General features: G+C 65.4%; 21 protein-coding genes. 17 read left to right on the top strand and 4 right to left on the bottom strand.

Features of this window, described 5'->3' with window-relative positions; translation table 11 throughout:
- Positions 1–347 precede the first annotated feature (347 nt).
- The 5 genes from ACTJKX_RS21405 to ACTJKX_RS21385 all read left to right on the top strand — a co-directional run bounded on the left by ACTJKX_RS21405 (position 348) and on the right by ACTJKX_RS21385 (position 5,648).
- Complete coding sequence (locus ACTJKX_RS21405; RefSeq protein ID WP_311934118.1) at positions 348–692, top strand: ArsR/SmtB family transcription factor; 345 nt, start codon at positions 348–350, stop codon at positions 690–692.
- Positions 689–1,165 (top strand): SRPBCC family protein, encoded by a 477-nt coding sequence (locus ACTJKX_RS21400; RefSeq protein ID WP_440726437.1) that lies wholly within the window; start codon positions 689–691, stop codon positions 1,163–1,165. The genes ACTJKX_RS21405 and ACTJKX_RS21400 overlap by 4 nt, the downstream gene beginning before the upstream one ends.
- A gap of 355 nt (positions 1,166–1,520) precedes the next feature.
- Positions 1,521–3,122 carry an amidase gene (locus ACTJKX_RS21395; protein ID WP_440726436.1) on the top strand — a complete coding sequence of 534 codons (1,602 nt, stop codon included), beginning with the start codon at positions 1,521–1,523 and terminating at the stop codon, positions 3,120–3,122.
- Positions 3,123–3,223: 101 nt separating this feature from the next.
- Positions 3,224–3,889 (top strand): GntR family transcriptional regulator, encoded by a 666-nt coding sequence (locus tag ACTJKX_RS21390; protein ID WP_311934114.1) that lies wholly within the window; start codon positions 3,224–3,226, stop codon positions 3,887–3,889.
- Between the two features lie 208 nt (positions 3,890–4,097).
- Entirely contained in the window at positions 4,098–5,648 is a 1,551-nt protein-coding gene (locus ACTJKX_RS21385) for an ankyrin repeat domain-containing protein (protein WP_440726435.1), read from the top strand.
- 5 nt (positions 5,649–5,653) lie between these two features.
- Here ACTJKX_RS21385 and ACTJKX_RS21380 read toward each other — a convergent pair whose 3' ends face one another.
- Complete coding sequence (locus tag ACTJKX_RS21380; protein ID WP_440726434.1) at positions 5,654–6,217, bottom strand: SIS domain-containing protein; 564 nt, start codon at positions 6,215–6,217, stop codon at positions 5,654–5,656.
- Positions 6,218–6,332: 115 nt separating this feature from the next.
- Here ACTJKX_RS21380 and ACTJKX_RS21375 point away from each other — a divergent pair, with 115 nt between their 5' ends.
- Genes ACTJKX_RS21375 through ACTJKX_RS21365 form a run of 3 tightly spaced genes read left to right on the top strand, consistent with a single transcriptional unit; the run spans position 6,333 to position 7,929 of the window.
- Positions 6,333–6,914: a helix-turn-helix domain-containing protein gene (locus tag ACTJKX_RS21375; protein ID WP_440726433.1), complete on the top strand. Its 582-nt coding sequence runs from the start codon at positions 6,333–6,335 to the stop codon at positions 6,912–6,914.
- Complete coding sequence (locus ACTJKX_RS21370) at positions 6,911–7,438, top strand: N-acetyltransferase family protein (protein ID WP_440726432.1); 528 nt, start codon at positions 6,911–6,913, stop codon at positions 7,436–7,438. Before ACTJKX_RS21375 ends, ACTJKX_RS21370 begins: the two co-directional genes overlap by 4 nt.
- On the top strand, positions 7,435–7,929 hold the full coding sequence (locus ACTJKX_RS21365) for an N-acetyltransferase family protein (RefSeq protein ID WP_440726431.1): 495 nt from the start codon (positions 7,435–7,437) through the stop codon (positions 7,927–7,929). The genes ACTJKX_RS21370 and ACTJKX_RS21365 overlap by 4 nt, the downstream gene beginning before the upstream one ends.
- Positions 7,930–7,954: 25 nt before the next feature.
- Here ACTJKX_RS21365 and aspA read toward each other — a convergent pair whose 3' ends face one another.
- Both aspA and ACTJKX_RS21355 read right to left on the bottom strand, forming a co-directional pair.
- Positions 7,955–9,373 (bottom strand): aspartate ammonia-lyase, encoded by a 1,419-nt coding sequence (gene aspA / locus ACTJKX_RS21360; protein WP_440726430.1) that lies wholly within the window; start codon positions 9,371–9,373, stop codon positions 7,955–7,957.
- A 216-nt stretch (positions 9,374–9,589) separates the two neighbouring features.
- Positions 9,590–10,477: a LysR substrate-binding domain-containing protein gene (locus tag ACTJKX_RS21355; RefSeq protein ID WP_394314071.1), complete on the bottom strand. Its 888-nt coding sequence runs from the start codon at positions 10,475–10,477 to the stop codon at positions 9,590–9,592.
- 147 nt (positions 10,478–10,624) lie between these two features.
- Here ACTJKX_RS21355 and ACTJKX_RS21350 point away from each other — a divergent pair, with 147 nt between their 5' ends.
- Together ACTJKX_RS21350 and ACTJKX_RS21345 are read left to right on the top strand one after the other, a co-directional pair.
- Positions 10,625–12,109, top strand: coding sequence for a mechanosensitive ion channel family protein (locus tag ACTJKX_RS21350; protein ID WP_367623569.1), 1,485 nt, complete (start codon positions 10,625–10,627; stop codon positions 12,107–12,109).
- Positions 12,110–12,257: 148 nt separating this feature from the next.
- Complete coding sequence (locus ACTJKX_RS21345) at positions 12,258–13,511, top strand: MFS transporter (RefSeq protein WP_440726429.1); 1,254 nt, start codon at positions 12,258–12,260, stop codon at positions 13,509–13,511.
- Between the two features lie 10 nt (positions 13,512–13,521).
- On the opposite strand, the gene dapF is transcribed toward ACTJKX_RS21345, so the two are convergent.
- Entirely contained in the window at positions 13,522–14,397 is an 876-nt protein-coding gene (gene dapF / locus ACTJKX_RS21340; protein ID WP_440726428.1) for a diaminopimelate epimerase, read from the bottom strand.
- 127 nt (positions 14,398–14,524) lie between these two features.
- Between dapF and ACTJKX_RS21335 the strand changes: the two genes are divergently transcribed.
- The 7 genes from ACTJKX_RS21335 (at position 14,525) to ACTJKX_RS21305 (ending at position 22,516) form a co-directional block, all read left to right on the top strand.
- Positions 14,525–15,406 carry an ABC transporter permease gene (locus ACTJKX_RS21335; RefSeq protein WP_149255419.1) on the top strand — a complete coding sequence of 294 codons (882 nt, stop codon included), beginning with the start codon at positions 14,525–14,527 and terminating at the stop codon, positions 15,404–15,406.
- On the top strand, positions 15,403–16,215 hold the full coding sequence (locus tag ACTJKX_RS21330; RefSeq protein WP_367623566.1) for an ABC transporter permease: 813 nt from the start codon (positions 15,403–15,405) through the stop codon (positions 16,213–16,215). Before ACTJKX_RS21335 ends, ACTJKX_RS21330 begins: the two co-directional genes overlap by 4 nt.
- Positions 16,216–16,252: 37 nt before the next feature.
- A complete protein-coding gene (locus ACTJKX_RS21325; protein WP_311934100.1) occupies positions 16,253–17,395 on the top strand; it encodes an extracellular solute-binding protein in 1,143 nt (380 codons plus the stop codon).
- Between the two features lie 248 nt (positions 17,396–17,643).
- Positions 17,644–18,732, top strand: a complete 1,089-nt coding sequence (locus ACTJKX_RS21320) for an ABC transporter ATP-binding protein (protein ID WP_440726427.1) — start codon at positions 17,644–17,646, stop codon at positions 18,730–18,732.
- A gap of 66 nt (positions 18,733–18,798) precedes the next feature.
- Positions 18,799–20,043: an NAD(P)/FAD-dependent oxidoreductase gene (locus tag ACTJKX_RS21315; RefSeq protein WP_440726426.1), complete on the top strand. Its 1,245-nt coding sequence runs from the start codon at positions 18,799–18,801 to the stop codon at positions 20,041–20,043.
- Positions 20,044–20,266: 223 nt separating this feature from the next.
- A complete protein-coding gene (locus tag ACTJKX_RS21310; RefSeq protein WP_440726425.1) occupies positions 20,267–21,592 on the top strand; it encodes an NAD(P)H-dependent oxidoreductase in 1,326 nt (441 codons plus the stop codon).
- 114 nt (positions 21,593–21,706) lie between these two features.
- Positions 21,707–22,516, top strand: coding sequence for a YdcF family protein (locus tag ACTJKX_RS21305; RefSeq protein WP_440726424.1), 810 nt, complete (start codon positions 21,707–21,709; stop codon positions 22,514–22,516).
- Positions 22,517–22,518 lie beyond the last annotated feature (2 nt).

Raw genomic sequence — 22,518 nt, 5'->3', positions numbered from 1 at the left:
TAGGAGGATGCAAACCAACCAGGACATTATTTCCTCCAACTCAGCCTGGCATCAGACTGTCCAGTTACCGATACGTCGCTTGCTTCAGCCGGGGCGATCGACATTTTGATCGATCCGCCTGGGTCGTTGACGTGCAACTACCTTTCGTCACTCATACCTTCATATTATCGAGACTGAGGGTCATGGCAATCAACAATACGCTCGTACGTTCGATTTAGAGTCATAATTATTATTCAAATTGTTTGAATTGTATATTTGCAGCCTGGGAAGGCTTGCCGGAGACGGGGTTCGAAGCGCAGGCCGGACGAGGGCCTTGCGGTTTGGGCGTCGATTTGATACTTAGCCTGATGGCTTATCGTACCGAGCAGCTCGACGAGATCTTCCTGGCCCTGGCGGATCCAACCCGTCGCGCCGTGCTCGGACGCCTGGGGCAGGGGCCGGCCAGCATCAGCGACCTCGCCGAGCCCTTCGACATGGCCCTGCCCTCCTTCATGAAACATATTCGCATGCTCGAGGACACGGGCCTGATCAGCACCCGCAAGCAGGGGCGCGTGCGAACCTGCACCATCGAGAAACAGGCTTTCGCCGCGGTCGAGGGCTGGCTGGCCGCCCAGCACGCCGTGTGGGAAGGTCGAACCGACAGGTTGGAGCGCCTGGTTGCCACCCTGCTCGACAAGGAGCCGCCGACGTGAGCCGTCACTTCGATCCCGAACGCGACCTCCGCATCACCCGCATCATCAAGGCCCCGCGGGCCACCGTGTGGCAGGCCTGGACCCAACCCGCCCTCTTCGAACAATGGTGGGTACCTGCTCCTGCCCGATGCCAGGTCGTCGAGATGGACCTGTCGCCGGGCGGTGCCTTCGTGACCCGGATCAGCGAGAATGGCGGCAGCTTCCAGCCCCATCTCGACGCCTGCTTCCTGACTGTCGACGACCGGCAGCGCATCGTCTTCACCAATGCGCTCACCGGCGGCTGGCGCCCCGCCGAACAGCCTTTCATCACAGCGATCATCGATTTCGCCGACCATCCGGATGGAACCGGCTACACTGCCCATGTCATGCACAAGAGCAATGGCGACCGTGCCCTGCATGAAAAGATGGGCTTCCATGACGGTTGGGGCACCGTGATAGGGCAGCTGGCAGCGCTGGTCGAAGACCGAGGGTAACCGCGGCGTCGGGCGCGATTCCTGGAGTCTGGTGCATCCGATCGGAAAACGGTCGGCGGCATCTCGGCAAAAACGATGCGCAGCAGAGACCCGGCGTCCCATTGCGAAAGCCACTCTCTTCATGCCGAGATTGCGGTCGCGACTGACTGAGGCCCGCACCATGTGCGCCGGGCGACGACGCGCGCCGTCGACCTCAAGCAGATCGCAAAAAAACTTGGTTCGCTTATTGCATAAGTAAATGCTTCTTATGTATTTTTAATCTATATTTTTGTATACAATTTAATTGCTCGGTGACACAGAGTCTGACAGTGTGTGGACACGGCCTCACCCAGAAGGCTGATCGAGGAGGTGTCCCATGGCCAGCAAGCAAAGCGGCGGCATATCGCAACCCACGCAGGAGCGTGGCATCAGCAGACGCGGTTTCCTGAATCTGAGCGCGAAGGGTTTGGCGGGCGCGGCATCGGCCGCTCTTGTCGGCCAGGCGGCCTGGTCCGGCCCGGCCCTGGCAAAAACAGCGCCCTCCGACATCGTGATGATGGATGCCATTCCGCTTTCGCAGGCGATCAAGTCGAAATCCATCTCCTGCGTGGAGGTGATGACGGCCTATCTCGATCACATCGACCGTTTCAATCCCACGGTCAACGCCATCGTTTCCAGACAGGATCGCGGCGACCTCCTCAAGCAGGCCGGGGAACGCGACGCCCAGCTCGCCCGCGGTGACTATGCCGGCTGGATGCATGGCTTCCCGCAGGCGATCAAGGACCTCGCCGATACCAAGGGTATCCGCACCACGCAGGGCTCGCCTCTGTTCAAGGATCGCATTCCCAAGGCCGATGCGATCTTCGTCGACCGCATGAAGCGTGCAGGCAGCATCGTCATCGGCAAGACCAACACACCGGAGTTCGGGCTGGGGTCGCAGACCTACAACCAGGTCTTCGGCACCACGCTGAACGCCTATGACCACAGCAAGACCTCGGGCGGCAGCAGCGGTGGCGCCGCAGTGTCCCTGGCCATGCGCATGCTGCCGGTCGCCGACGGCAGCGACCATGCCGGCTCGCTGCGCAACCCGTCGGCCTTCAACAATGTGCTGGGCTTCCGCACCTCCTTCGGCCGGGTGCCCTCACCCGGTGCCGACGTGTTCGATGCCGCGCTGGGCGTGAACGGGCCGATGGCGCGCAATGTCTCGGATCTTGCCCTGCTGCTCGCGGTGCAGTCGGGTTACCACGCTGCCGCGCCTCTTTCCCTCCACGAGGATCCCACCCGCTTCACCGAGCCCTTGAAGCGCGATCTCAAGGGCGTGCGCATCGCCTGGCTCGGCGATTGCGGCGGCTACCTGCCCTTCGAACCGGGCGTGCTCGACCTCTGCAAGACGGCGCTCAAGACCTTCGAAACGCTCGGCTGCACCGTCGAGGAAGCCCGGCCCGATTATCCGATCGAGAATGTCTGGCGCAACTGGCTGCCGCTGCGCGCCTGGCAGACCGGCTCAGGCCTGAAGGTGCTCTATGACGATCCGGCCAAGCGGGCCTTGCTCAAACCCGAAGCACAATGGGAGATCGAAAACTATCTGAAGCTCAGCGCCGTCCAGCTCTCCGATGCCGCCGCCGCCCGCACGCAGTGGTATCAGGCGGTCCGCACTTTCACGGAGCGCTACGACTACTTCATCCTGCCGTCGGCGCAGGTCTTCCCCTTCGACGCCACCACGCATTGGCCCAAGGAGGTCAACGGCCGCGCCATGGATACCTATCATCGCTGGATGGAGGTGGTGATCCCGGTCACCATGTCGGGCTGCCCGGCGATGAGCGTGCCTGTCGGCTTCAATGAACGCGGGCTGCCCATGGGCATGCAGCTCGTGGGCCGCAACCACGCCGAGATGTCCGTGCTGCAGCTCGCCTACGCCTATGAGCAGGCCACCGGCTGGCCGCAGAACAGGCTGCCGCCGGCGCTCAAGCCAGCCTGATGCAAACAGGCGAGGCGGCCGAACCGGCATGCCTCGCCTTCCACGGCGCCGTAAAGGCAATCACGGCTTGCCGGCATCGGCAGAAGGCGCGATATGGGCCTATGACCGAGCGCCGAGCCACCCAATTGCGGGATTCGATCGAGGACGAGATTGCCACCGGGCAGCTGAAGCCGGGTGAGCGTCTTGACGAAGTGTCCCTGGCCGAGCGTTTCGGCGTGTCGCGCACGCCGATCCGCGAGGCGCTGCAGCAGCTCGCCGCCGCCGGGCTGGTGGAGCTGCGAACCCGCCGGGGTGCCATCGTCAGCGCGCCTGATGCCAGCCAGCTCATGGAAATGTTCGAGGTCATGGCGGAACTGGAGGCGATGTGCGGGCGCCTCGCCGCCCGCCGTCTCCTGCCCGAGGACGAGCAGGCTCTCCTGGCGGCCCTGGCGGCCTGCCAGGAGGCGGCCGCCAATGGTGATCCCGACAGCTATTACTATGAGAACGAGACGTTTCATCGCGTCATCTACCGCGCCAGCGGCAACAAGTTCCTCGCGAGCCAGGCCGTGGCCCTCAACAAGCGCCTGGCTCCCTTCCGCCGCCTGCAGCTGCGCGTGCGCAATCGCATGGGGACCTCGCAGGCCGAGCATGAGGCCGTGGTCGCCGCCATCCGCGCCGGCGAGGCCCAGCATGCCGCCGAGCAGCTGCGAGCCCATGTCGCCGTGCAGGGCGAGCGCTTCGGCGACCTGATGTCATCGCTCGGCAAGACCCGGAGCGCCAGCGCGTAGGGTCCTTCTTCTCCGAATGAAAGGTGGCTGCTCCGCGACCGGGCAGGGCTTCCATCCAGGCATGAAAACTCCTAAGCTCCCTATCGGCGCTGCGAGACGCCTCCGGACCCGCGGGAAGGGCACAGCCCCCTCACAATCATCGACACCAGGACGACCTGCCCCTGTGCAGCCGATTGCGGGTCTTCGGCCCTGCGCACATGGAGGCACCATGAAGACCCTTCCGGTTTCGCCCGACCTTTCGCATCTCAAGAACCAGGCCAAGCAGCTATTGCGCGCCGCCCGCAACGGCGAGAGCGAGGCGCTTCGCCGCTTCGCCGAGCTTCTGCCGTCGGCGCGGGGCCTCGATCCGGCAGGGCTCGCCGGCCGCGAGCTCGCTCTGCACGACGCCCAGTCCGTCATCGCACGCGACTACGGCTTCCGCTCCTGGAGCGAACTCAAGCATTATGTCGAGTGGACGCGCAGCGTCGCGGCCGAGCGGCTGCGGACCTGGCTCGCCTGGGTGCTGGAGGGCAATGCCGCCCGGCGTCATCTGGCGCGCCGCACCCTCGCCGAACAGCCGGCCCTGTTCGGACAGGATCCCTGGCTCGCCTGCGTCACCGGCGACGAAGTCCGGCTTAGGGCCCTCATCGCCGAGGATCCGGCCTTCGTGAACCGCAGCGGCGGCCCTCTGGCCATGCCGCCCCTGATCGGCGTCAGCCATTCCGGCCTCATCCGCGAGCCGGACTTCAAGGAGCCGCTGCTTGCCTGCGCCCGCCTGCTGCTCGCTCATGGCGCGGACGTCAATGCCAGCTGGACGGACCCACGCTGGCCGGATTCGCCGCTTTCCGTGCTCTATGGCGCCGCGGGGCGCACGCATGACGAGGCGATGATCCGGCTGCTGCTCGAGACGGGTGCCGATCCGAACGACAATGAATCCCTCTATCACTCGGTCGAGAGTTCCGACGACGTCGGCACCCGCCTGCTGCTCGCCGCCGGCGCACGCGTCACCGGCACCAATGCGCTGGGCCGCGTGCTCGATTTCGACAAGCTTGACACGCTCCGCCTGCTGCTCGCCCATGGCGGCGACGCCAGGGAGCAGGCCTGGATCCACCATGCCATCCTGCGCGGACGCTCCAGCGCCCATGTCCGGGCCTTGCTGGACGCCGGCGCCGATCCCCGTGGCAAGGGGCCTGGCGGAATCAGCCTCTATCGTTTTGCCCAGGAGCAGGGCCGCACCGACGTGGTCGCGATGCTCGAGGCGCTGGGTGTCGAGGAAGACCTTACGCAGGAAGAAGCCTTCGTCGCGGCCTGCACGCGGGCCGACCGGGCCGCGGCCGCCGATATCCTGGCAAGGGAGCCGGATGTTCTCGCCCGCCTTTCGGAAAGACAGCTCAGGACCCTGCCTCTGCTCGCCGGCAACGGAGCGATCGAGGCCGTCCGCGTCATGCTCGGCCTGGGCTGGCCCCGTGAGGTGAAGGAGCACGAATGGTCGGCGACCGCCCTGAACAAGGCGATGTTCCAGGGCGATGCCGCCATGCTGCGCCTGCTGCTGCAAGAGGGCGCCGATTGGCGCACCGAGCACGGCTTCGGCAACAACGTCCTCGGCACGCTCTCCTATGCCAGCCAGGCGGAGGATATCGCCAGCGTCGTGCCGCAGGACTATGTCGGCTGTGCGCGGGCCCTGGTCGAGCACGGCGTGCCGCTTTCGGCCTTCGACGGCTATGATTTTTCAGACGCCGTCTCGGCCTTTCTCAAGGACCAGGTCTCGCCAGAAGCCTGATGGCCTCACTCCAGATTGGTGTGACGAGCCCGCATCGTCTCGGCGGTTTCGCCGAGGCGATTGCGCAGCTTCAGCACGATGATCTCGAACACCAGCATCTGCGCCGTCTCGAACAGCGATCCCATCGGCAGCACCGAAACCCCGCCGTCCCGGTCATCCGCCATGGTCTGGGCCGGAATGGTGAAGACGATATCGGCGAGCTTGGGTGTGCGGGCTTCGGGCTGGGCCGTCACCACCGCGACCTTGGCGCCGGCCTTGCGGGCGACACCGATCAAGGCATCGCCGATATTGGAAGCGCCTGGCCCGGAGGAGACGAAGAGGAGATCGCCGGGACCGATCGGCGGCACCGTCATGTCGGCGACGACATGGACATCGAGCCCGAGATGGAACAGGCGCATGGCCAGGCCACGCATCTGCAGCCCTTCGCGCCCGGCGCCATAGATCGCGATACGGCCTGCCGTGGCGAGCGCTTCGATCAGGCCATCGGCGGCATCGACAGGAAGGGCCTTCACCACTCCCGCAAGGTCGTCGAGAGCGCTGAGGCTGAGGGCGGGAATGGTCTCCGGCATGGCAGGTCCAGTTTGTTGCTTAAGAAAACGAACTAAGTTTTAGGCCCATGCCAGGCGATCTGCAACAGCGGCCTTCATGCTTGACTCCACTATAGTGGATAAATATTCTTACATTATGGAATCCACCGACGCCGCCATCGACATGGAGCTGGGCGGGCGCATCAAGGCACTGCGCAGCCAGATGCACCTGACCATCGATCAGCTCGCCGCGGCCAGCGGCGTCAGCCGCGCCATGATTTCGCGCATCGAGCGCGGCGAGTCGAGTGCCACCGCCCAATTGCTGGCTCGTCTCGCCGGCGGCCTCGGCGTCAGCCTGTCGACCCTGTTCGCCGCCGTGGCGCCGGTAGCTTCCCCCCTGGCCCGGCGGGCCGAGCAACCGCTCTGGCGCGATCCGGCCACCGGCTATCTGCGCCGCTCGGTTTCGCCCGCCACGGCCAACGGCATCCTCGACCTTGTCGAGGTGGAGCTGCCGGCCGGCGCACTAATTCCGTTCGAACCGCAGGCAACCTCCTTCGACCAGCTGGTCTGGCTGCAATCGGGCAGCCTCACCATGACGGTCGATGGCGAAGCCTTTCCGCTCCAGCCTGGCGACTGCCTGCATATGCGGCTCGACAAGCTGGTGATGTTCCACAATCCGGGTGACGGGCCGGCGCGCTATTTCGTCATGCTCTGCCCCTCGCGACAGGTTCCCCGATGACCGATCTCACCATTGCCATCGCAACGCCCGAACAGGCCGAAGCGCTCGTTCCCGCCCTGGCGGAAATCCTGATCGACTGCGTCGAGGGTGAAGCCTCAATCGGCTTCATGCTGCCGCTCGCCCAAGAGGAAGCCGAAGCCTTCTGGCGTGGCGTCGCCGCACGGGTGGCAGAGGGCACCGTCCTGCTGCATGTCGCCTATCTCGACGGCAGGCCGGTCGGCACCGTGCTGCTCAGCCCGGAAAGCCGCTCGAACCAGCCCCATCGCGCCGACGTACAGAAACTGATGGTGCACCGGCGCGGCCGCAATCTCGGCATCGCCAGCGGGCTGATGGCTGCCCTGGAGGAGAGCGCCCGGGCGAGCGGGCGCATCGTGCTCTGCCTCGATACCGCCACCGGCTCTTCGGCCGAGCGTCTCTATGAAGGACTCGGCTGGCAAAAGGCCGGCGTCATTCCGCGTTACGCGCTCTGGCCGCAGGGCGGCTATTGCGACACCACCCTGTTCTGGAAAGATTTGGATCGATGATCATCCGCCCCGCCACCCCTGATGACCTGCCCGATATCCTCGCCATCTACAATGACGCGGTGCTGAACTCGACGGCGATCTGGAATTGGAACGCCGTCGATCTCGCCAACCGCAAGGCCTGGTTCGACCTGCGCAGGAGCCAGAGCTATCCCATCCTCGTCGCCGACGTCGAGGGCACGGCAATCGGCTATGCCAGCTACGGCGACTGGCGGCCCTTCGACGGCTATTGCCACACCGTCGAGCACTCGATCTACGTCGCCGGGACAGCGCGCCGCCAGGGGGCGGGCGCTGCTCTGCTGGATGCCCTGATCGGCGCGGCCCGCGATGCCGGCAAGCATGTCATGCTGGGCGGCATAGAGGCTGGAAACGAGCCCTCGCTCGCCCTGCATCGGCGCTACGGTTTCACCGAAACGGCGCGCATGCCCGAAGTCGGCCAGAAATTCGGCCGCTGGCTCGACCTCGTCTTCATGCAGAAGACGCTGAACGGCTGATGCCGAGAGGCATTCGCAACGACGTCTACAGCTTCATCTCGAAGGGCTGCGGCCGGGTGAGGTTTTCCGGCCGCAGCACGGCGTCGAGCTGCTCGCGCGGCATCAGCCCTTTCTCCAGCACGAGTTCGTAGACGCCGCGCCCAGTGGCATGGGCTTCCATCGCCACTTCGGTGGCATGGCGGTAGCCGATATAGGGATTCAGTGCCGTGACGATGCCGATCGATTGCTCGACGCTGGCGCGCAGGCGCTCGCGATTGGCGGTAATGCCGGTGATGCAGTTCTTTTCCAGCGTCAGGCAGGCGGCCGTGAGATGGTCGACGCTGCGGAACAGGCTGTAGGCGATCACCGGCTCGAAGGCATTGAGCTGGAGCTGTCCGGCCTCGGCCGCGAAGGTAATGGTGACGTCATTGCCGATCACCTCGAAGGCAACCTGGTTGACCACTTCGGGGATCACCGGATTGACCTTGCCCGGCATGATCGAGGAGCCGGCCTGGCGGGCCGGCAGGTTGATCTCGTTGAGCCCGGCCCTGGGTCCGCTGGAGAGCAGGCGCAGATCGTTGCAGGTCTTGGAGAGTTTCACGGCCACGCGCTTCAGCACGCCCGAAAGCTGCACGAAGGCGCCGCAATCCTGGGTGGCCTCGACCAGATTGGGGGCGGTGATCAGGTCGATGCCGGTGATCTCGGCCAGGCGCTTGCAGACGATGCCGGCATAAAGCGGATGAGCAGTGATGCCGGTACCGATCGCGGTGGCGCCCATGTTGATCTCGCGAATCAGCCCGGCGGCTTCCGCCAGCCGCGCCTCGTCCTCGGCCAGCATCAGCCCATAGGTGCCGAATTCCTGGCCCAGCGTCATCGGCACGGCGTCCTGGAGCTGCGTGCGCCCCATCTTGAGGATGTCGGCGAACTCTTCCGCCTTGGCCTCGAAGGCCCGGCGCAGCACGCCCATCGCCTCGATCAGCCGGCCGATGCCGAACCAGGCCGCGATCTTCAGCGAAGTCGGATAGACGTCGTTGGTGCTCTGCCCCATATTGACGTGCTCGTTGGGATGCAGATGGCCGTACTCGCCGCGCCGATGGCCCATGAGCTCGAGCGCCCGGTTGGCGATCACCTCATTGGCGTTCATGTTGGTCGAGGTGCCGGCCCCGCCCTGGATGAGGTCGACCACGAACTGGTCGTGCAGCGCCCCGGCCTTGATCTCCTCGCAGGCCGCCACGATGGCGGCGGTGCGCTTGTCGTCGAGCAGGCCGAGTTCGCGGTTGGCGAGCGCGGCCGCCTGCTTGATCGAGGCCAAGGCCCGGATCAGGTCCGGAGAGGTCGCCACGGTCTGGCCGCTGATCGGAAAGTTCTCGACGGCCCGCAGGGTGTGGACGCCATAATAGGCGTGCGCGGGCACCTCGCGGTCTCCCAAGAGGTCGTGCTCGAGGCGGAATGCGGTGTCAGACAAGGCAGTTTCCTCCGGCCAGGCGCCAGGGTTCCCCCCAGGTCATGGCGAGTTGCAGCTTCGCGCGCGCAAGCGCGTGTAGGTGATGGATAGCCTGGCGGAACGAAGCGGTTCTTGCTTTGCCGGGTCCGTTCCGCCAGCCTGGGAAGGCTCATACGCCCGGCAGAAGATCCCTGCCAATGCTATCGCGGCAAAGCCTATTCCAAATCTGCATAACCTTCAGCCGGAAGCCGCCCGTGCTGCGCTCCAGACACGGTCGACGAACGGCCGCGAGCGATCTGCACTACGGTAGAGCCGGATATCCATCGGCATTTCCGGCGCGATCACCATCAGGGTTCCCTCGGCGATCTCGTCGGCGACCAGGCTGCGCGGCAGCCAGGCAACGCCATGGCCGTCCAGAGCCATGAATTTCAAGGCCTCGGCCATGGAGCCCTCATTGGTATGGGCAAGATAGGTCGACGGTGCGCCCTCGCGGGCCTGCGCGATGGCGGCCAGCAGCCCCAGGAACGAGCCGCGCGAATAATGCAGCAGCGGCACGCGCTCGTCCCCGGCCTGCCAGCTGCGGCGTTCCGGCCGAGCCGCCACCGCCACCAGGCTGTCTCGCCCGACGGTGAGGAAGGCGAAGCGTTCGGGATCGAGCGGCACCGAGATATTGGGATGATGGAAGGTGAGCAGGAAATCATAGCCGCCTTCCACCAGGGCCTGGATGCAGGTGTGAAAATTCTCCGGCAGCACGCGGCTCGTCACCGGGCCAACCTTGCGCCGGATTTCCGTAAGCCAACCCGGCAGGAAGGTCAGGCAGAGGGCGTGCAGGGCGGTGACGGCCAGCACCGGTAGCTTGCTGCCCTCCTGGCGGCTGCGGAACTGCGAACGGCTGAGGGTGAGCAGGCGCACCGTTTCCTCGGCCGTCTCGCGGAATTGCCGGCCGTCGACGGTCAGGGTGATCGGAAAGGTGCTGCGGTCCAGCAACTCGGTGCCGAGCCAGACTTCGAGCGCCCGAATGCGCCGGCTGAAGGCCGATTGGGTGATGTTGCGGTCCGTCGCCGAGCGCGAGAAGCTGCGCGTCTCGGCCAAGCTCAGGAAATCCTCCAGCCATTTCAGTTCCAAGGCCATTCCTTCCGGTGTGACGAGACGGGCAAGCGCGCGTGAAAGGCCGGACGTTTGCCATGTTTGGCTTCGCCGCTGCCATGCCGCATTCCCGCTCTGGCATGCAGCGCGGAGTGATGCAATCATGCCGCCCTTTCGACCAGTTGCGTGGCCCCGGTGTCGCTGCTCTCCGAACTGATCCTCGCCACGGCCCTGGCGGCCGTGCTCATCTTCAACTGGCGGATCGCCTGGCAGCCAGCCTGGCTGCGCATCGGTGTCGCCGCTGGCCTTTTCTGCCTGTTCACCCTGCTGATCCTGCGGGTCGCCGGCATGCCGGCCGCGCCCATGCTCGACTCCGACACGCGCATCGCCACCTGGCAGCGCGGCTTGATCGCCCTGTGGTGGCTGCTGGGCGCGCGGCTGACCGTCGGCATCCTGCCGCTGATCCTCTGGCAGAAGCGCGAATCGAGCCAGCCCAAGATCGCTTCGGACCTCCTGGCCGGCCTGACCTATCTCACCGCCGTGCTGGCCATCGTCAATTTCGTGTTCGACCTGCCCGTCCGCGCCCTCCTCGCCACCTCCGGCATCATTGCCGTGGTGCTGGCGCTGGCCCTGCAGAACACGCTGGCCGACGTCTTCGCCGGCATCGCAGTGGGCATCGAACATCCCTATGTGGTCGGCGACCGCATCGGCATCGACGGTTCCTTCGAGGGCGTGATCGTCCAGATCAACTGGCGCTCCATCCATGTGCGCACCGATGGCAACGACATCGTCACCATCCCCAACAGCCTGATCTCCAAGTCACGCGTGATCAATCGCAGCCGGCCGAGCACCCGGCGTGATGATTCGGTCCAGGTCGCCTGCGATTCCACGGCCCGGCCGGACCTGGTCCTGGAATATCTGCGCCATGCCGCGCTGCTGACGCCCAAGCTTCTCTCCAGCCCCGCCCCCGGAACCTCGCTGGCGCGTATCGGCGCCCGCACCAACAGCTACGACATCAGCTTTTCGGTGGCGCATACGGACCATCTCGGCGCGGCCAAGAGCGCGCTGCTCGGCCAGGTGCTGCGGCAGTTCCACTATCACGGCATCCGCCTGGTCAATCCGGGTGCCATGTCCACGCCGATCGGGCCGGTCCAGGTCAGTCTCGGTCCGCTGGAGACCCTGCCTCCCGAGCAGCTCCTTGGCGACATTCCGCTCTTTCGCGAGCTCTCGCCGAAGCAACGGGTCGATCTGTCCACCAAAATGATCAAGCGCCATCTCGAAGCGATGGCGACGCTGGCGTCGCAAGGGGGCACCCTCTCATCCCTGATCGTGGTGGCCTCCGGCGTGCTGGAGGCGAGCCGCACCATCCGCGACCATTCGCATGTGGTGGGACGACTGGGGCCGGGCGACCATTTCGGTGAACTCGGCCTCATCACCGGTGCCCCCAATGCCGGCACGATCCTGGCGCTGACCCGCTGCATCATCTTCGAACTGCGCAAGGAGGATCTCGATCCTGTCCTCGCCGCCGAGCCAGGGCTGGCGGAGGCGTTCGAAGCTTCGGTCCGCCGGGGCCAGGCCTTCCTTGCCCGCGACGAGGCGGCCGCCACCTATGCCCAGCCGGGCCCGCCCGCGCAGTTCCTGGCGCAGATCCGCGCCTTCTTCAAGACGTGATCCCTGGGACCGCCGGCATCTTGCCGGCTCTTCCATTCAGCAAACGCAACATTTCCAAGAGCCGGCAAGATGCCGGCAGTCCCAGGAAGGAAGTGGTGAAGCCGAGCACCCCATAGTAAATGGTCCCAATGCCATCCGGACCCGCCAGATGAACCCCGATTCGCGCCGCCTTCGCTTCGTCTATTTCCTGATCGCCGGGTCGGGTCTCGTCAGCGTGGCCCGGGCGATGAGCCTGTCCTTCCTGGCGGTGAAACTGCAGAAATCCTTCGGCCTGGGACCTGCCGCCATCGGCATCCTGCTTGGCACCGGGCCGCTTCTGGGTGCCATCGCGGCTCCGTTCGCCGGCTCGCTGTCGGATAGGGTCGGCCGCGTCCTCATGCTGGTGCTGATGCTGGCACTGACGGCCCTGGCCCTGATCGGCATGGGATTTGCCCAATCCGTCACGGCTTTCTGCGCGGCCCAGATCGTCGCGGCCGTATCGATCGCCGTCTACGAGCCGATATCCCGTGCCCTGATGAGCGACATCTGCCCGCCCGAGCGACGCCTGAAGTATTTTTCATGGCGTTACATGGTTGCGAATGCAGGGTGGGCTGTCGGGCCCCTGATCGGTGTTGCCGCCGGGACAGCGCTGAGTGCGATGTTCATGGTGGCCGGATGCATCTACGCTGTCTTCGCCATCGCCCTACATCTGCTCGGCACGCCCGAAACCATCGATGCCGAAAAGAGTGAAAGCCATCGGCAACCTTCCGTCGTCGAGAGTATTCGCTCGGCCGCCCGGGATCCGCGGCTCGCCTTTTTCGTTGGCGGCGGCACTCTCCTGCTGGCCGTCTACGGCCAGTGGTCGGCCACCCTGGCGCCCTATCTCGGCGCCACGATGGAAGGCGGCGTCGACATCTTCGCCTATCTGCTCTCGATCAACGGGCTGGTCGTGCTCGTCGGCAATCTGTTCGCGCGCCGGCTGATCGAAAAGGTCGGCGCCCTCCATGCCATGGTGCTGGGCTGCGTCCTCATCCTCGCCAGCGAACTCGGCTTCCTGGCATCCAGCAGTTTCACCGGCTTCGCCCTTTTCATGGTGTTGTTCACCATCGGCGAGATCCTGGTGGTGCCGTCGGAATATCTCCTGGTCGACGGCATCTGCAACGCCCGCAACCGGGGTAGCTATTTCGGCGCCCACTCCTTCTCGACCATCGGCAATTTCTTCGGTCCGGCACTCGGCGGCCTGATGCTCGGCACTTTCGGGGGCACCGGCATGTTCCTGACCTTCGCCGCCTTTGCCGCGGCCAGCGCCGTGATGTTCACCATCGGCATGCGGATGCCGCCGCCGCGCCCGCGCGTCCAAGGCCTCCCGGCCGCTGCAGCCATCGAGATTTCAGGCCTCAGCCGGCGCCTGCATTACGCCTGAGGCGCTCGCATCACACATAGCCGAGGCAACACACCGCCACCGGCCCGGTCATGATCGCGCGGCCTTCCGGCAGCAGTTCGATGGAGAGGGCTCCGCCGGGCAGATGCACGGTGACGCTGTTGCCGTCGATCAGCCCACGCAGGCGGGCAGCATAGGCAGCGACACAGGCGCCGGTGCCGCAGGCCTTCGTCAGGATACCCGGGCGCTCCCAGACCTTGAGGCGCAGCGTACCGCGATCGACCACCTCGGCCACGCCGACATTGACGCCCTCCGGGAACAAAGGATCGTTCTGGATGGCTGGTGCCACCGCCCTGACGTCGACGGCGTCGAGTTCCCCAACGAAGAACACTGCGTGCGGATTGCCGATATTCAGGGCGAGGCCATCGCGAAGCGGCCCGCTGACGAGCGGCAGATGAGCGGTGTCGACCTCATGCGCGAGCGGGATCTGGTCCCATCCCATCACGATCGGCCCGAGCGTCACCGCAACAGCCATCGGGCCGGCCCGGCGGCAGGCCAACAGACCCCCACCGGTCTCCAGCACCAGTTCGTCCCGCCCGCTTTCCTCCAGCAGGAGATGAGCGACGCAGCGTGTGGCATTGCCGCAAGCCCCGGCCTCACGCCCGTCTATGTTGAAAATGCGCATACGGGCATAGCTCCCACCGGCGGCCCCAGCGGATGTCGGCGCCTCGATGGTGAGCACCTGTTCGGCGCCGACTCCCGTCTCGACGTCGCACAGGCGCACGATATCGGCCACAGGCAAGGCACGGGGATGCAAGCGCTGGTCGAAGATCACGAAGTGGTTCCTGAGGCCGTGCATCTTGACGAAGGGCTTGAGCCCCTCGAGGCCGGGCGCCGGCGCTTGGGCAAGGTAATCGGGCAGCAGCATCGGACGAGGCCTCATGGCGCAGGGTAACCACGACCGGATTTGTATTGTCCGGCAATTGACACATGCCTAGAGAAGATCCACCCTGAACGAAACAAATATTACTTCCAGGGAACAGCGTGGGGACATGATGGCAGGCCAGCAGCTTTCTGCACGCGATCGGCTGCGCCCCTGGTATCTGCTCTCCCCGACCCTGATCGTCCTGACCGTGCTGATGGTGGTGCCCATCGTCATCATGACGGTGTACAGCTTCTATGAGTTCGTCACGGCCGGCGTTGAGAAGCAGGTCTTCACCACCGCGAACTGGCACGAATTCTTCACCGACAGTTTCTACCACCTCTTCCTATGGAAGACCGTGAAGGTGGCGGCGATCACCGCCATCCTCTGCGCGCTGCTCGGCTATCCGCCGGCCTATTTCATTGCGATGACGCGCACGCGGCACAAATGGCTGCTGCTGCTGCTCCTGATCGTGCCCTTCTGGATCAGCTTCACCATCCGCACCTTCTCCTGGATCCACATCCTGGGCGAACAGGGCATCATCAACGTGGTGCTGATGAAGCTCGGCCTGATCTCCGAGCCGCTGCGCATGCTCTACACCCAGGGCTCGGTAATCATGGGCATGATCCACTTCCTGCTGCCCTATATGATCCTCAACATCTATGTCAGCCTCGAAGGCATCGACCGCAACCTGATCTCGGCGGCGCGCACGCTCGGCTGCACCCAGGGCCAGGCCTTCCGAGAGGTGGTGCTGCCGCTGTCCCTGCCGGGCCTGATGGCGGGCCTCTTGCTCTGCTTCGTGCTGGCGGCGGGCAGCTACGTCACCCCGCAGGTGCTGGGCTCCACCCGCGACGCGTTGTTCGGCAATCTGATCTACGACACCATCATGACGCAGCTGAACTGGCCGCTAGGCTCGACACTCTCCCTCGTGCTGCTGGTGCTGCTCGGCATCGTGGCTACGATCTACAGCCGCTATATGGGCCTGTCGCGCATCTTCAAGGGGTTGAGCCAATGAGCGAGCTGCCCGGCGCGGAAAAGGACTGGTCCTGGCAGGCCGTGAAGGTCTTCACCATCCTCGTCTACATCTTCATGTTCGCGCCGATCCTGGTGGTGGTGATCCTCTCCTTCAACGATTCGCAGTTCGGCGGCTTCCCGATGACCGGCTTCAGCCTGCGCTGGTACAGCAAGCTGATGGAGAACGAGGCGGTGATCCGCGCCTTCAAGACTTCGCTCTGGGTCGCCCTGATCACCGCGGTGGTCTGCACGGTGCTCGGTATCATGGGGGCGATGGCGCTGGTGCGCTACGACTTCCCCGGCAAGCAGTTCATCAACACGCTGCTGATCGCCCCGGCCCTGGTGCCGGAGACGGTGCTCGGTGTCGGCCTGCTGCTTTTGATGCGCTGGGCCCAGCAGCCGCGCACGCTGGTGCTGCTGGTGCTTGGCCATATCATGCTGGCGCTGCCCTATGTCATCCTGGTGGTGCAGTCGCGGCTGGTGGGCATCCGGCGGGTCTATGAGGAGGCGGCCCTGTCGCTCGGCGCCAACCGGTTCCATACCTTCCGCGAGATCACGCTGCCGCTCTTGATGCCGGCCGTCATCGCCAGCCTGCTGCTGGTCTTCACCATTTCCTTCGACAACGTCACCGCCAGCCTGTTCTGGCGCCCCTCGGGCGTCGAGACCATGCCGACGCAGATCCTGTCGATGCTGAAAGTTTCCATCAGCCCGGAGATCAACGCCCTCGGCGCGCTGATGATCCTGCTGACCGTGGGCGTGCCGCTCATCGGCGGCGGCCTTGCCCGCTATCTCGCCCGCGGCATTCGCTAGGGCCAGTCATAAAACCACCAGGAGGGGAACCAGACCAATGACAATGTCGCAGACCAGGCGCCTGGAGCGCCTCAAGGAGCGTTATCTCAATGGCGGCATGAGCCGCCGCACCTTCCTCGGCCTCACCGCGGCGGCGGCGGCAGGGGCCGGCATCAATCTGAAATGGGGCGGCTCGGCGCTCGCCGCCGCCAAGGACGTGCGCTTCGACGGCTGGGGCGGCAGCGTTCAGGAGGCGATGGATAAATACGCCTTCAAGCCCTACACGGCCAAGACGGGCAACAACGTGGTGCAGGGCACCTTCGGCGACGAGAACGAGATCATCACCAAGGTCAAGACCGCCTCGCCCGGCGAGTTCCAGGTGATTCATTCCTCCGGCGTCGAATATTACAAGCGCTATGTCGATGCCGGGCTGACCACCAAGCTCAACGACGCCAACATCCCCAATATGGCCAACATCATGCAGGTGATGTTCGAGCCGTTCCGCAAGATCTCGCCGGACCTGTCCTGCGTGCCCTATGACTACGGCACCACCGGCATCGCCTACAACACCAAGGTGATCTCCGAAGCCGAGGCCAAGGAGAAGGGCGTCAATCTGCTGTTCGATCCCAAATACAAGGACAAGATCGGCGGCTATGGCAACATGATCACCCGCGTCTGGTATGCGGCGCTCGCTCTGGGCCAGGACCCCAACGCCATCAAGGACATCGATGCCGTCTGGGACAAGGTGCGCGAGCAGCGCGACCTTGCCAAGAAATACTGGTCGTCGGGCGCCGAGCTGATGGACCTGCTCTCCAAGGGCGAGGTGGTGGTCACCGATGCGTGGTCGGGACGTGTCGCCGCCCTGCAGGCCCAGGGCGCGCCGATCGGCTATCTCGATCCGCCCGGCTCCTATGCCTGGATGGAGGACCTGCTGGTGCTCAAGGGCGCCCCGATGGCCGAATGCGAGGAACTGCTCAACTTCATGCTGCAGCCCGAAGTGATGATCGCGGTGGCGGAGGGGCAGAGCTATCCGCCCGCCCTCGATCCCACCAAGGTGAAGCTGACCGACAAGGTCAAGGCGCTGCCGGCCTTCGACCCCACCGGCAAGATGGCTTCGCTGACCTTCGCCGACGCCGCCTATTGGGACAAGCACACGGACGAGTGGACCAAGACCTGGGACCGCATCGCCAAGGGCGCTTGACCTCCCATCACGGGTCGAGCGCGCGCGTCTTACCCTCCCCTGGAGGGGGAGGGTCGGCCTATAAGGCCGGGGTGGGGTGAAATCATGCCCGGCGTAGCAATAAACATTCGTCATTCTCAAGACAGAGTCACCCCACCCCGACACTACGTATCGACCCTCCCCCTCCAGGGGAGGGTCAAGAACCCAAACTGCTCGCCAAAGTTGGCGCCTTTGCCCCAGGGCCAGTGTTTCGAACGAGAGCGTGACTGATGACCAAGCCGACGGCCGTGGAACTCACCAATGTCAATCTGGCCTATGGCGATTTCGTTGCCGTCAAGGACGTCAACCTCACCATTCGCAAGGGTAACTTCGTCACCCTGCTCGGCCCTTCGGGCTGCGGCAAGACCACGATCCTGCGCTCGATCGCCGGCCTGGTGCAGCCGACGGCCGGCGAGATCGTGGTGGCGGGAAAGCGCATCGACACGATGCCGATCCACAAGCGCAATATCGGCCTGGTCTTCCAGAACTACGCCCTGTTTCCGCATAAGAACGTGTACGACAATATCGCCTTCGGCCTGAAATATCGCAGCGTGGACAAGGCCACCATCGCCGCCAAGGTCAAGCGCGCCCTCGACATGGTCCGCCTGCCGGGCGTCGAGCGCAAGCTGCCTTCCGAACTCTCCGGCGGCCAGCAGCAGCGCATTGCCCTCGCCCGCGCCATCGTGATCGAGCCGGACGTGCTGCTGCTCGATGAGCCGCTCTCGGCGCTCGACGCGCATCTGCGCGAGGAAATGCGCACCGAGCTCAAGATCATCCAGCGCGAGATCGGCATCACCTCGATCTTCGTCACCCACGACCAGGAGGAAGCCCTGGCGATGTCCGACCACATCGTGGTGATGAACAAGGGCGTGGTCGAGCAGCAGGGCACGCCCAAGCAGGTCTACAAGCGTCCGGACACCCGCTTCGTCGCCAGCTTCCTCGGCCAGTCGAACCTGGTCGAGGGCAAGATCATGGGCGTGGCCGATGGCCGCCTTGCCCTGCATCTCGACAACGGCGTGCAACTGGTCGCCGTCGCACCGGCGTCGGCCCGCGCCGGCACAAGGGCGACCGGCGTGGTACGGGCCCAGCGCATCCGGCTCGGCCCGCCGGGCGGCGATCCCGGCGAGCTGCGCGCCACCATCATCGCCGCTTCCTACCTCGGCGGCACGGCGGCCTATATCCTCGATCTCGCCGGCCTGAGGCTGCAGGCCAATGCCACCATCGAGGACAGGGTCTGGCATGACGGCGAGGCCGTCGCGGTGACCATTGCCCCTCAGGATGTGTTGCTGCTGGACGAGAATGGGCGCAGGCTCACCTGACGGCGGGTCGCTCCAGCCGAACCGTATTCGATACCAAAGTTCTTTTCAGCACCAATGGGGTTTTCCATGCGTTACGACGTCGTGGTTCTCGGCGCCGGCATCGTCGGCACCTCGATCGCCGCGCATCTGCAGGAGCGCGGCCGGTCCGTCGCCCTGGTCGACCGGCGCGGCCCGGGCGAGGAAACCTCCTACGGCAATAGCGGCGTGGTCGAGCGCTCCGCGTTGCTGCCCGTCGCCTTCCCGCGCAGCCTGTCCGCCCTCGCAGACGTCGTGCTCAAGCGCTATCCCGGCGCCAACTACCATTGGACGGCCCTGCCGGCGCTGGCACCCTGGCTGCTCGCCTATTGGCGCAACTCCGCCCCGGACCGGCTTCTCGCCACCGCCCGGATGATGCAGCCTCTGCTCAGCGCCACCGTGGCCGAGCACCGCGCCTTGGCAAGCAAGGCCGGCGCCGACGCCCTGTTCCGCGACACGGGCTGGCTCAAGGTCTATCGCAGCGAGAAGGCGTTCGAAGCCGAGAAGCGGGAATTTCCCCTCGCCGCCGAGTTCGGCTACCGGGTGAAGGCGCTGACGCGCGACGAAGCTCTGGCGCTCGAACCCAATCTCCGGACCGATTTCACCGCGGGCGTGCATTGGCAGGATCCACACAGCGTCTCCGATCCCGGCGGCATCACCAAGGCTTATGCCGGCCATTTCGAAGCGATCGGCGGGCAGGTCCTGATCGGCGACGCCCGCAGCCTGCGTCCGGGTGCTTCCGGGTGGAGCATCACCACGCAGAACGGTCCGATCGAGGCGCGCCAAGCCGTCGTCGCGCTCGGCCCCTGGTCGATGGATGTGCTCGCCCCGCTCGGCTATCGCTTCCCGCTCGCGGTGAAGCGCGGCTATCACATGCATTACCGTGCCGAGGGCAATGCCGGCCTCAGCCGCCCCGTGCTCGACGAGCAGGGCGGCTTCGTCATCACACCGATGGCGGGCGGCATCCGCCTCACCACCGGCGCCGAATTCGCGCGGCGCGATGCCCCGAGGACACCCGTGCAGGTCGAGCGCACGGAAAGGCTCGCCCGCAAGCTCTTTCCGCTCGGTGAGCGCGCCGAGGCCGAGCCCTGGATGGGATCGAGGCCGATCTTCCCCGACTCGCGCCCGGTCATCGGCAAGGCGCCGCGCCACGACAGCCTCTGGCTGGCCTTCGGCCACCAGCATCTCGGCTTCACCCTCGGCCCGGCCACCGGCCGGCTCCTGGCCGAGATGATCACTGGCGAAAAACCTTTCGTCGACCCCTCCGCCTACCGGGCGGAACGTTTCGGCGCCTGAGCCCCGTAGCGTTTTGCGATTTGGCGGAATCGCCAAGAATCGCAAAGGCGCGTCGAACCAAAGGGTGAGAGCAAACGAGTGTTTCCGTCCAAACGCGCTTTGCTCCAGGGGCCGTCCCTTGTCCGAAAAGGCGACGATCTGCACCGAAAGGACATGGCCATTTCCCTTTGCAGCGCCACGATTTGGTGGTTAGACGGTGCATGACGAGATTGCGGAGCCCCCGATGAACCCCTCTTTTACTGCCGATCTGATGGAACGCGCCCGCGACAAGGGCCCTGTTACCATCGGCCTGGTCGGGGCCGGCCAGATGGGCACCGACCTCATCGTGCAGATCGCGCTGATGCAGGGCATCCGCATCGGCGCCGTCGCCGTGCGATCGCGACCGCAGAATGCCATCGCCGCCGCCCTGAGCGCCGGGCATCGGCTGGACGAGCTCGTCGAGGTCGCCAATGCCTCGGCCATCGACCGGGCCATCGAGACCGGGCGCATCGCCATCACCACCGACCTGGAGGCCCTGGCCGCCGCCGGCCGCATCGAAGTGATCATCGATGCCACCGGCCATCCCGAATCCGGAGCGATCGTGGCTGAGGCCGCCATCCGGCACGGCAAGCATATCGTCATGCTCAATGTCGAGGCCGACATCACCATCGGCCGCCATTTCAAGGCCGAGGCGGAGAAGGCCGGCGTGATCTATACCGGCGCGGCCGGCGACGAACCGGCCGCCGCGCTCGAACTGGTCTGCTTTGCCCGCACCCTCGGCATGACGGTGGTCGCCGCCGGCAAGGGCAAGAACAACGCCCTGAATTTCGACGCCGTGCCCGACGACTATGTCGCCGAGGCGACGGCGCGCGACATGAATCCGCGCGTGCTGGTGGAATTCGTCGACGGCTCCAAGACCATGGTGGAGATGGTGGCGCTCGCCAATGCCACCGGTCTCGAGCCGGACAAGCCCGGCTTGCACGGCCCCCGTGCCAGCAAGGAAGAACTCGCCGAGGTGCTGATCCCGATGAGCCATGGCGGCGTGCTCTCCAAGCGCGGCTGTGTCGACTACACCATCGGCAAGGGCGTGGCCCCGGGCGTGTTCTGCGTGGTCGAGCCCAACCATCCGCGCGTGCTCGAGCGCATGACGGACCTGCATGTCGGCAAGGGTCCGTTCTTCACCCTGCACCGGCCCTATCATCTGACCAGCCTGGAAACGCCGCTCACTGCCGCGCGTGCCGTGCTCTACGGTACCGCCGACCTGCAGCCGCTCGACCATCCCGTGGCGGAGACGGCAGCGGTGGCCAAGCGCGACCTCGCGCCCGGCACCGTGCTCGGCCGCATCGGCGAATATGATTATCGCGGCTGGTCGATGCGCTGGGCCGATGCCAGGCGGGAGCGGTTGCTGCCTCTGGGCCTGGCCGAGCGGGCCCGTGTCACCAAGCCGATCCGCAAGGGCGAGCTGCTCAGCCACGACAATTGCGCCGTCGACGACAGCCTCACCATCGTGCGCCTGCGCCGGCAGCTCGACCTCGCCGACCAGCGCTTCCTCAAGGCCGACGCGGCGTAGGCCCGATCGGGGAGCTGGCCTTCCGACCAGCCTGGAAATGCCACGCCCCCTGGATCGAGAAAGGCGGGTCTGAAGACCCGCCCCCCAAATGCCGCCCCCCTGACAACGCATCTCATGTTCTATTATCTCGCCAAGACCCTGGGCTTCCTGATCCTGCCCTCCAACGCGGCCCTGGTGCTCGGCCTCCTCGGCCTCGGCCTCAGCTTCATTCACCGTGTCCAGCGCTTCGGCCGCTTCCTGATGGGCGTCGCACTCCTGGCCTTTGCCATAATGGGCTGGTCCCCACTCGGCAATTGGCTGATCCAGCCGCTGGAGGAACGCTTTCCCCAGGCTGCGGTCCCTTCCCAGACCAAGATCGCCGGCATCATCGTGCTGGGCGGTGCGGTGGACACCCACATCTCCACCACGCGGCATGAGACGGCCCTGACCGATTCGGCCGAGCGCATGACGGCCGTTGCTGGCCTGTCGCGCCAGTTTCCCGATGCCCGCATCATCTTCACCGGCGGCGTCGGCTCGCTTGCCGGCCAGATCTGGGGGGACATCACCGAGGCCGATGCCTCCAGGCAGCTCTTCCGCAGCTTCGGCATCCTCGACCAGCGCATGCTGTTCGAGAACCGCTCGCGCGACACCTATGAAAATGCCGTCTTCACCTATGACCTTCTCAAGCCCAAGCCCGGCGAAACCTATCTGCTGGTCACCTCCGGCTACCACATGCCGCGCTCGATGGCCTTGTTTCGCAAGGCCGGCTTCGATGTAATGGCCTATCCCGTCAATTATCGCACGGCGGGTCCGCAGGATGCCATGCGGCCCTTCTATGCGATGAGCGACGGGCTGCGCCAGGTGAACCTTGCCGTGCGTGAGTGGATCGGCCTCCTCTCCTACCGGCTGAGCGGGCGCATCGACGAGATCTTCCCCGAACCCTGAAA

This window comes from Labrys sp. 22185, assembly GCF_052045555.1.
Taxonomy (GTDB): domain Bacteria; phylum Pseudomonadota; class Alphaproteobacteria; order Rhizobiales; family Labraceae; genus Labrys; species Labrys neptuniae.
The sequence above is the reverse complement of the archived record's forward strand: the minus strand, read 5'-3'. Positions and strand labels throughout refer to the sequence as shown.

What these genes read in the sequence shown, in the direction of transcription:
- ACTJKX_RS21405 (WP_311934118.1), top strand. Translation starts at nt 348, where the DNA reads ATGGCTTATCGTACCGAGCAGCTCGACGAGATCTTCCTGGCCCTGGCG.
- ACTJKX_RS21395 (WP_440726436.1), top strand. Translation starts at nt 1,521, where the DNA reads ATGGCCAGCAAGCAAAGCGGCGGCATATCGCAACCCACGCAGGAGCGT.
- ACTJKX_RS21390 (WP_311934114.1), top strand. Translation starts at nt 3,224, where the DNA reads ATGACCGAGCGCCGAGCCACCCAATTGCGGGATTCGATCGAGGACGAG.
- ACTJKX_RS21385 (WP_440726435.1), top strand. Translation starts at nt 4,098, where the DNA reads ATGAAGACCCTTCCGGTTTCGCCCGACCTTTCGCATCTCAAGAACCAG.
- ACTJKX_RS21380 (WP_440726434.1), bottom strand. Translation starts at nt 6,217, where the DNA reads ATGCCGGAGACCATTCCCGCCCTCAGCCTCAGCGCTCTCGACGACCTT.
- ACTJKX_RS21375 (WP_440726433.1), top strand. Translation starts at nt 6,333, where the DNA reads ATGGAATCCACCGACGCCGCCATCGACATGGAGCTGGGCGGGCGCATC.
- ACTJKX_RS21370 (WP_440726432.1), top strand. Translation starts at nt 6,911, where the DNA reads ATGACCGATCTCACCATTGCCATCGCAACGCCCGAACAGGCCGAAGCG.
- ACTJKX_RS21365 (WP_440726431.1), top strand. Translation starts at nt 7,435, where the DNA reads ATGATCATCCGCCCCGCCACCCCTGATGACCTGCCCGATATCCTCGCC.
- ACTJKX_RS21345 (WP_440726429.1), top strand. Translation starts at nt 12,258, where the DNA reads ATGAACCCCGATTCGCGCCGCCTTCGCTTCGTCTATTTCCTGATCGCC.
- dapF (WP_440726428.1), bottom strand. Translation starts at nt 14,397, where the DNA reads ATGCTGCTGCCCGATTACCTTGCCCAAGCGCCGGCGCCCGGCCTCGAG.
- ACTJKX_RS21335 (WP_149255419.1), top strand. Translation starts at nt 14,525, where the DNA reads ATGGCAGGCCAGCAGCTTTCTGCACGCGATCGGCTGCGCCCCTGGTAT.
- ACTJKX_RS21330 (WP_367623566.1), top strand. Translation starts at nt 15,403, where the DNA reads ATGAGCGAGCTGCCCGGCGCGGAAAAGGACTGGTCCTGGCAGGCCGTG.
- ACTJKX_RS21325 (WP_311934100.1), top strand. Translation starts at nt 16,253, where the DNA reads ATGACAATGTCGCAGACCAGGCGCCTGGAGCGCCTCAAGGAGCGTTAT.
- ACTJKX_RS21320 (WP_440726427.1), top strand. Translation starts at nt 17,644, where the DNA reads ATGACCAAGCCGACGGCCGTGGAACTCACCAATGTCAATCTGGCCTAT.
- ACTJKX_RS21315 (WP_440726426.1), top strand. Translation starts at nt 18,799, where the DNA reads ATGCGTTACGACGTCGTGGTTCTCGGCGCCGGCATCGTCGGCACCTCG.
- ACTJKX_RS21310 (WP_440726425.1), top strand. Translation starts at nt 20,267, where the DNA reads ATGAACCCCTCTTTTACTGCCGATCTGATGGAACGCGCCCGCGACAAG.
- ACTJKX_RS21305 (WP_440726424.1), top strand. Translation starts at nt 21,707, where the DNA reads ATGTTCTATTATCTCGCCAAGACCCTGGGCTTCCTGATCCTGCCCTCC.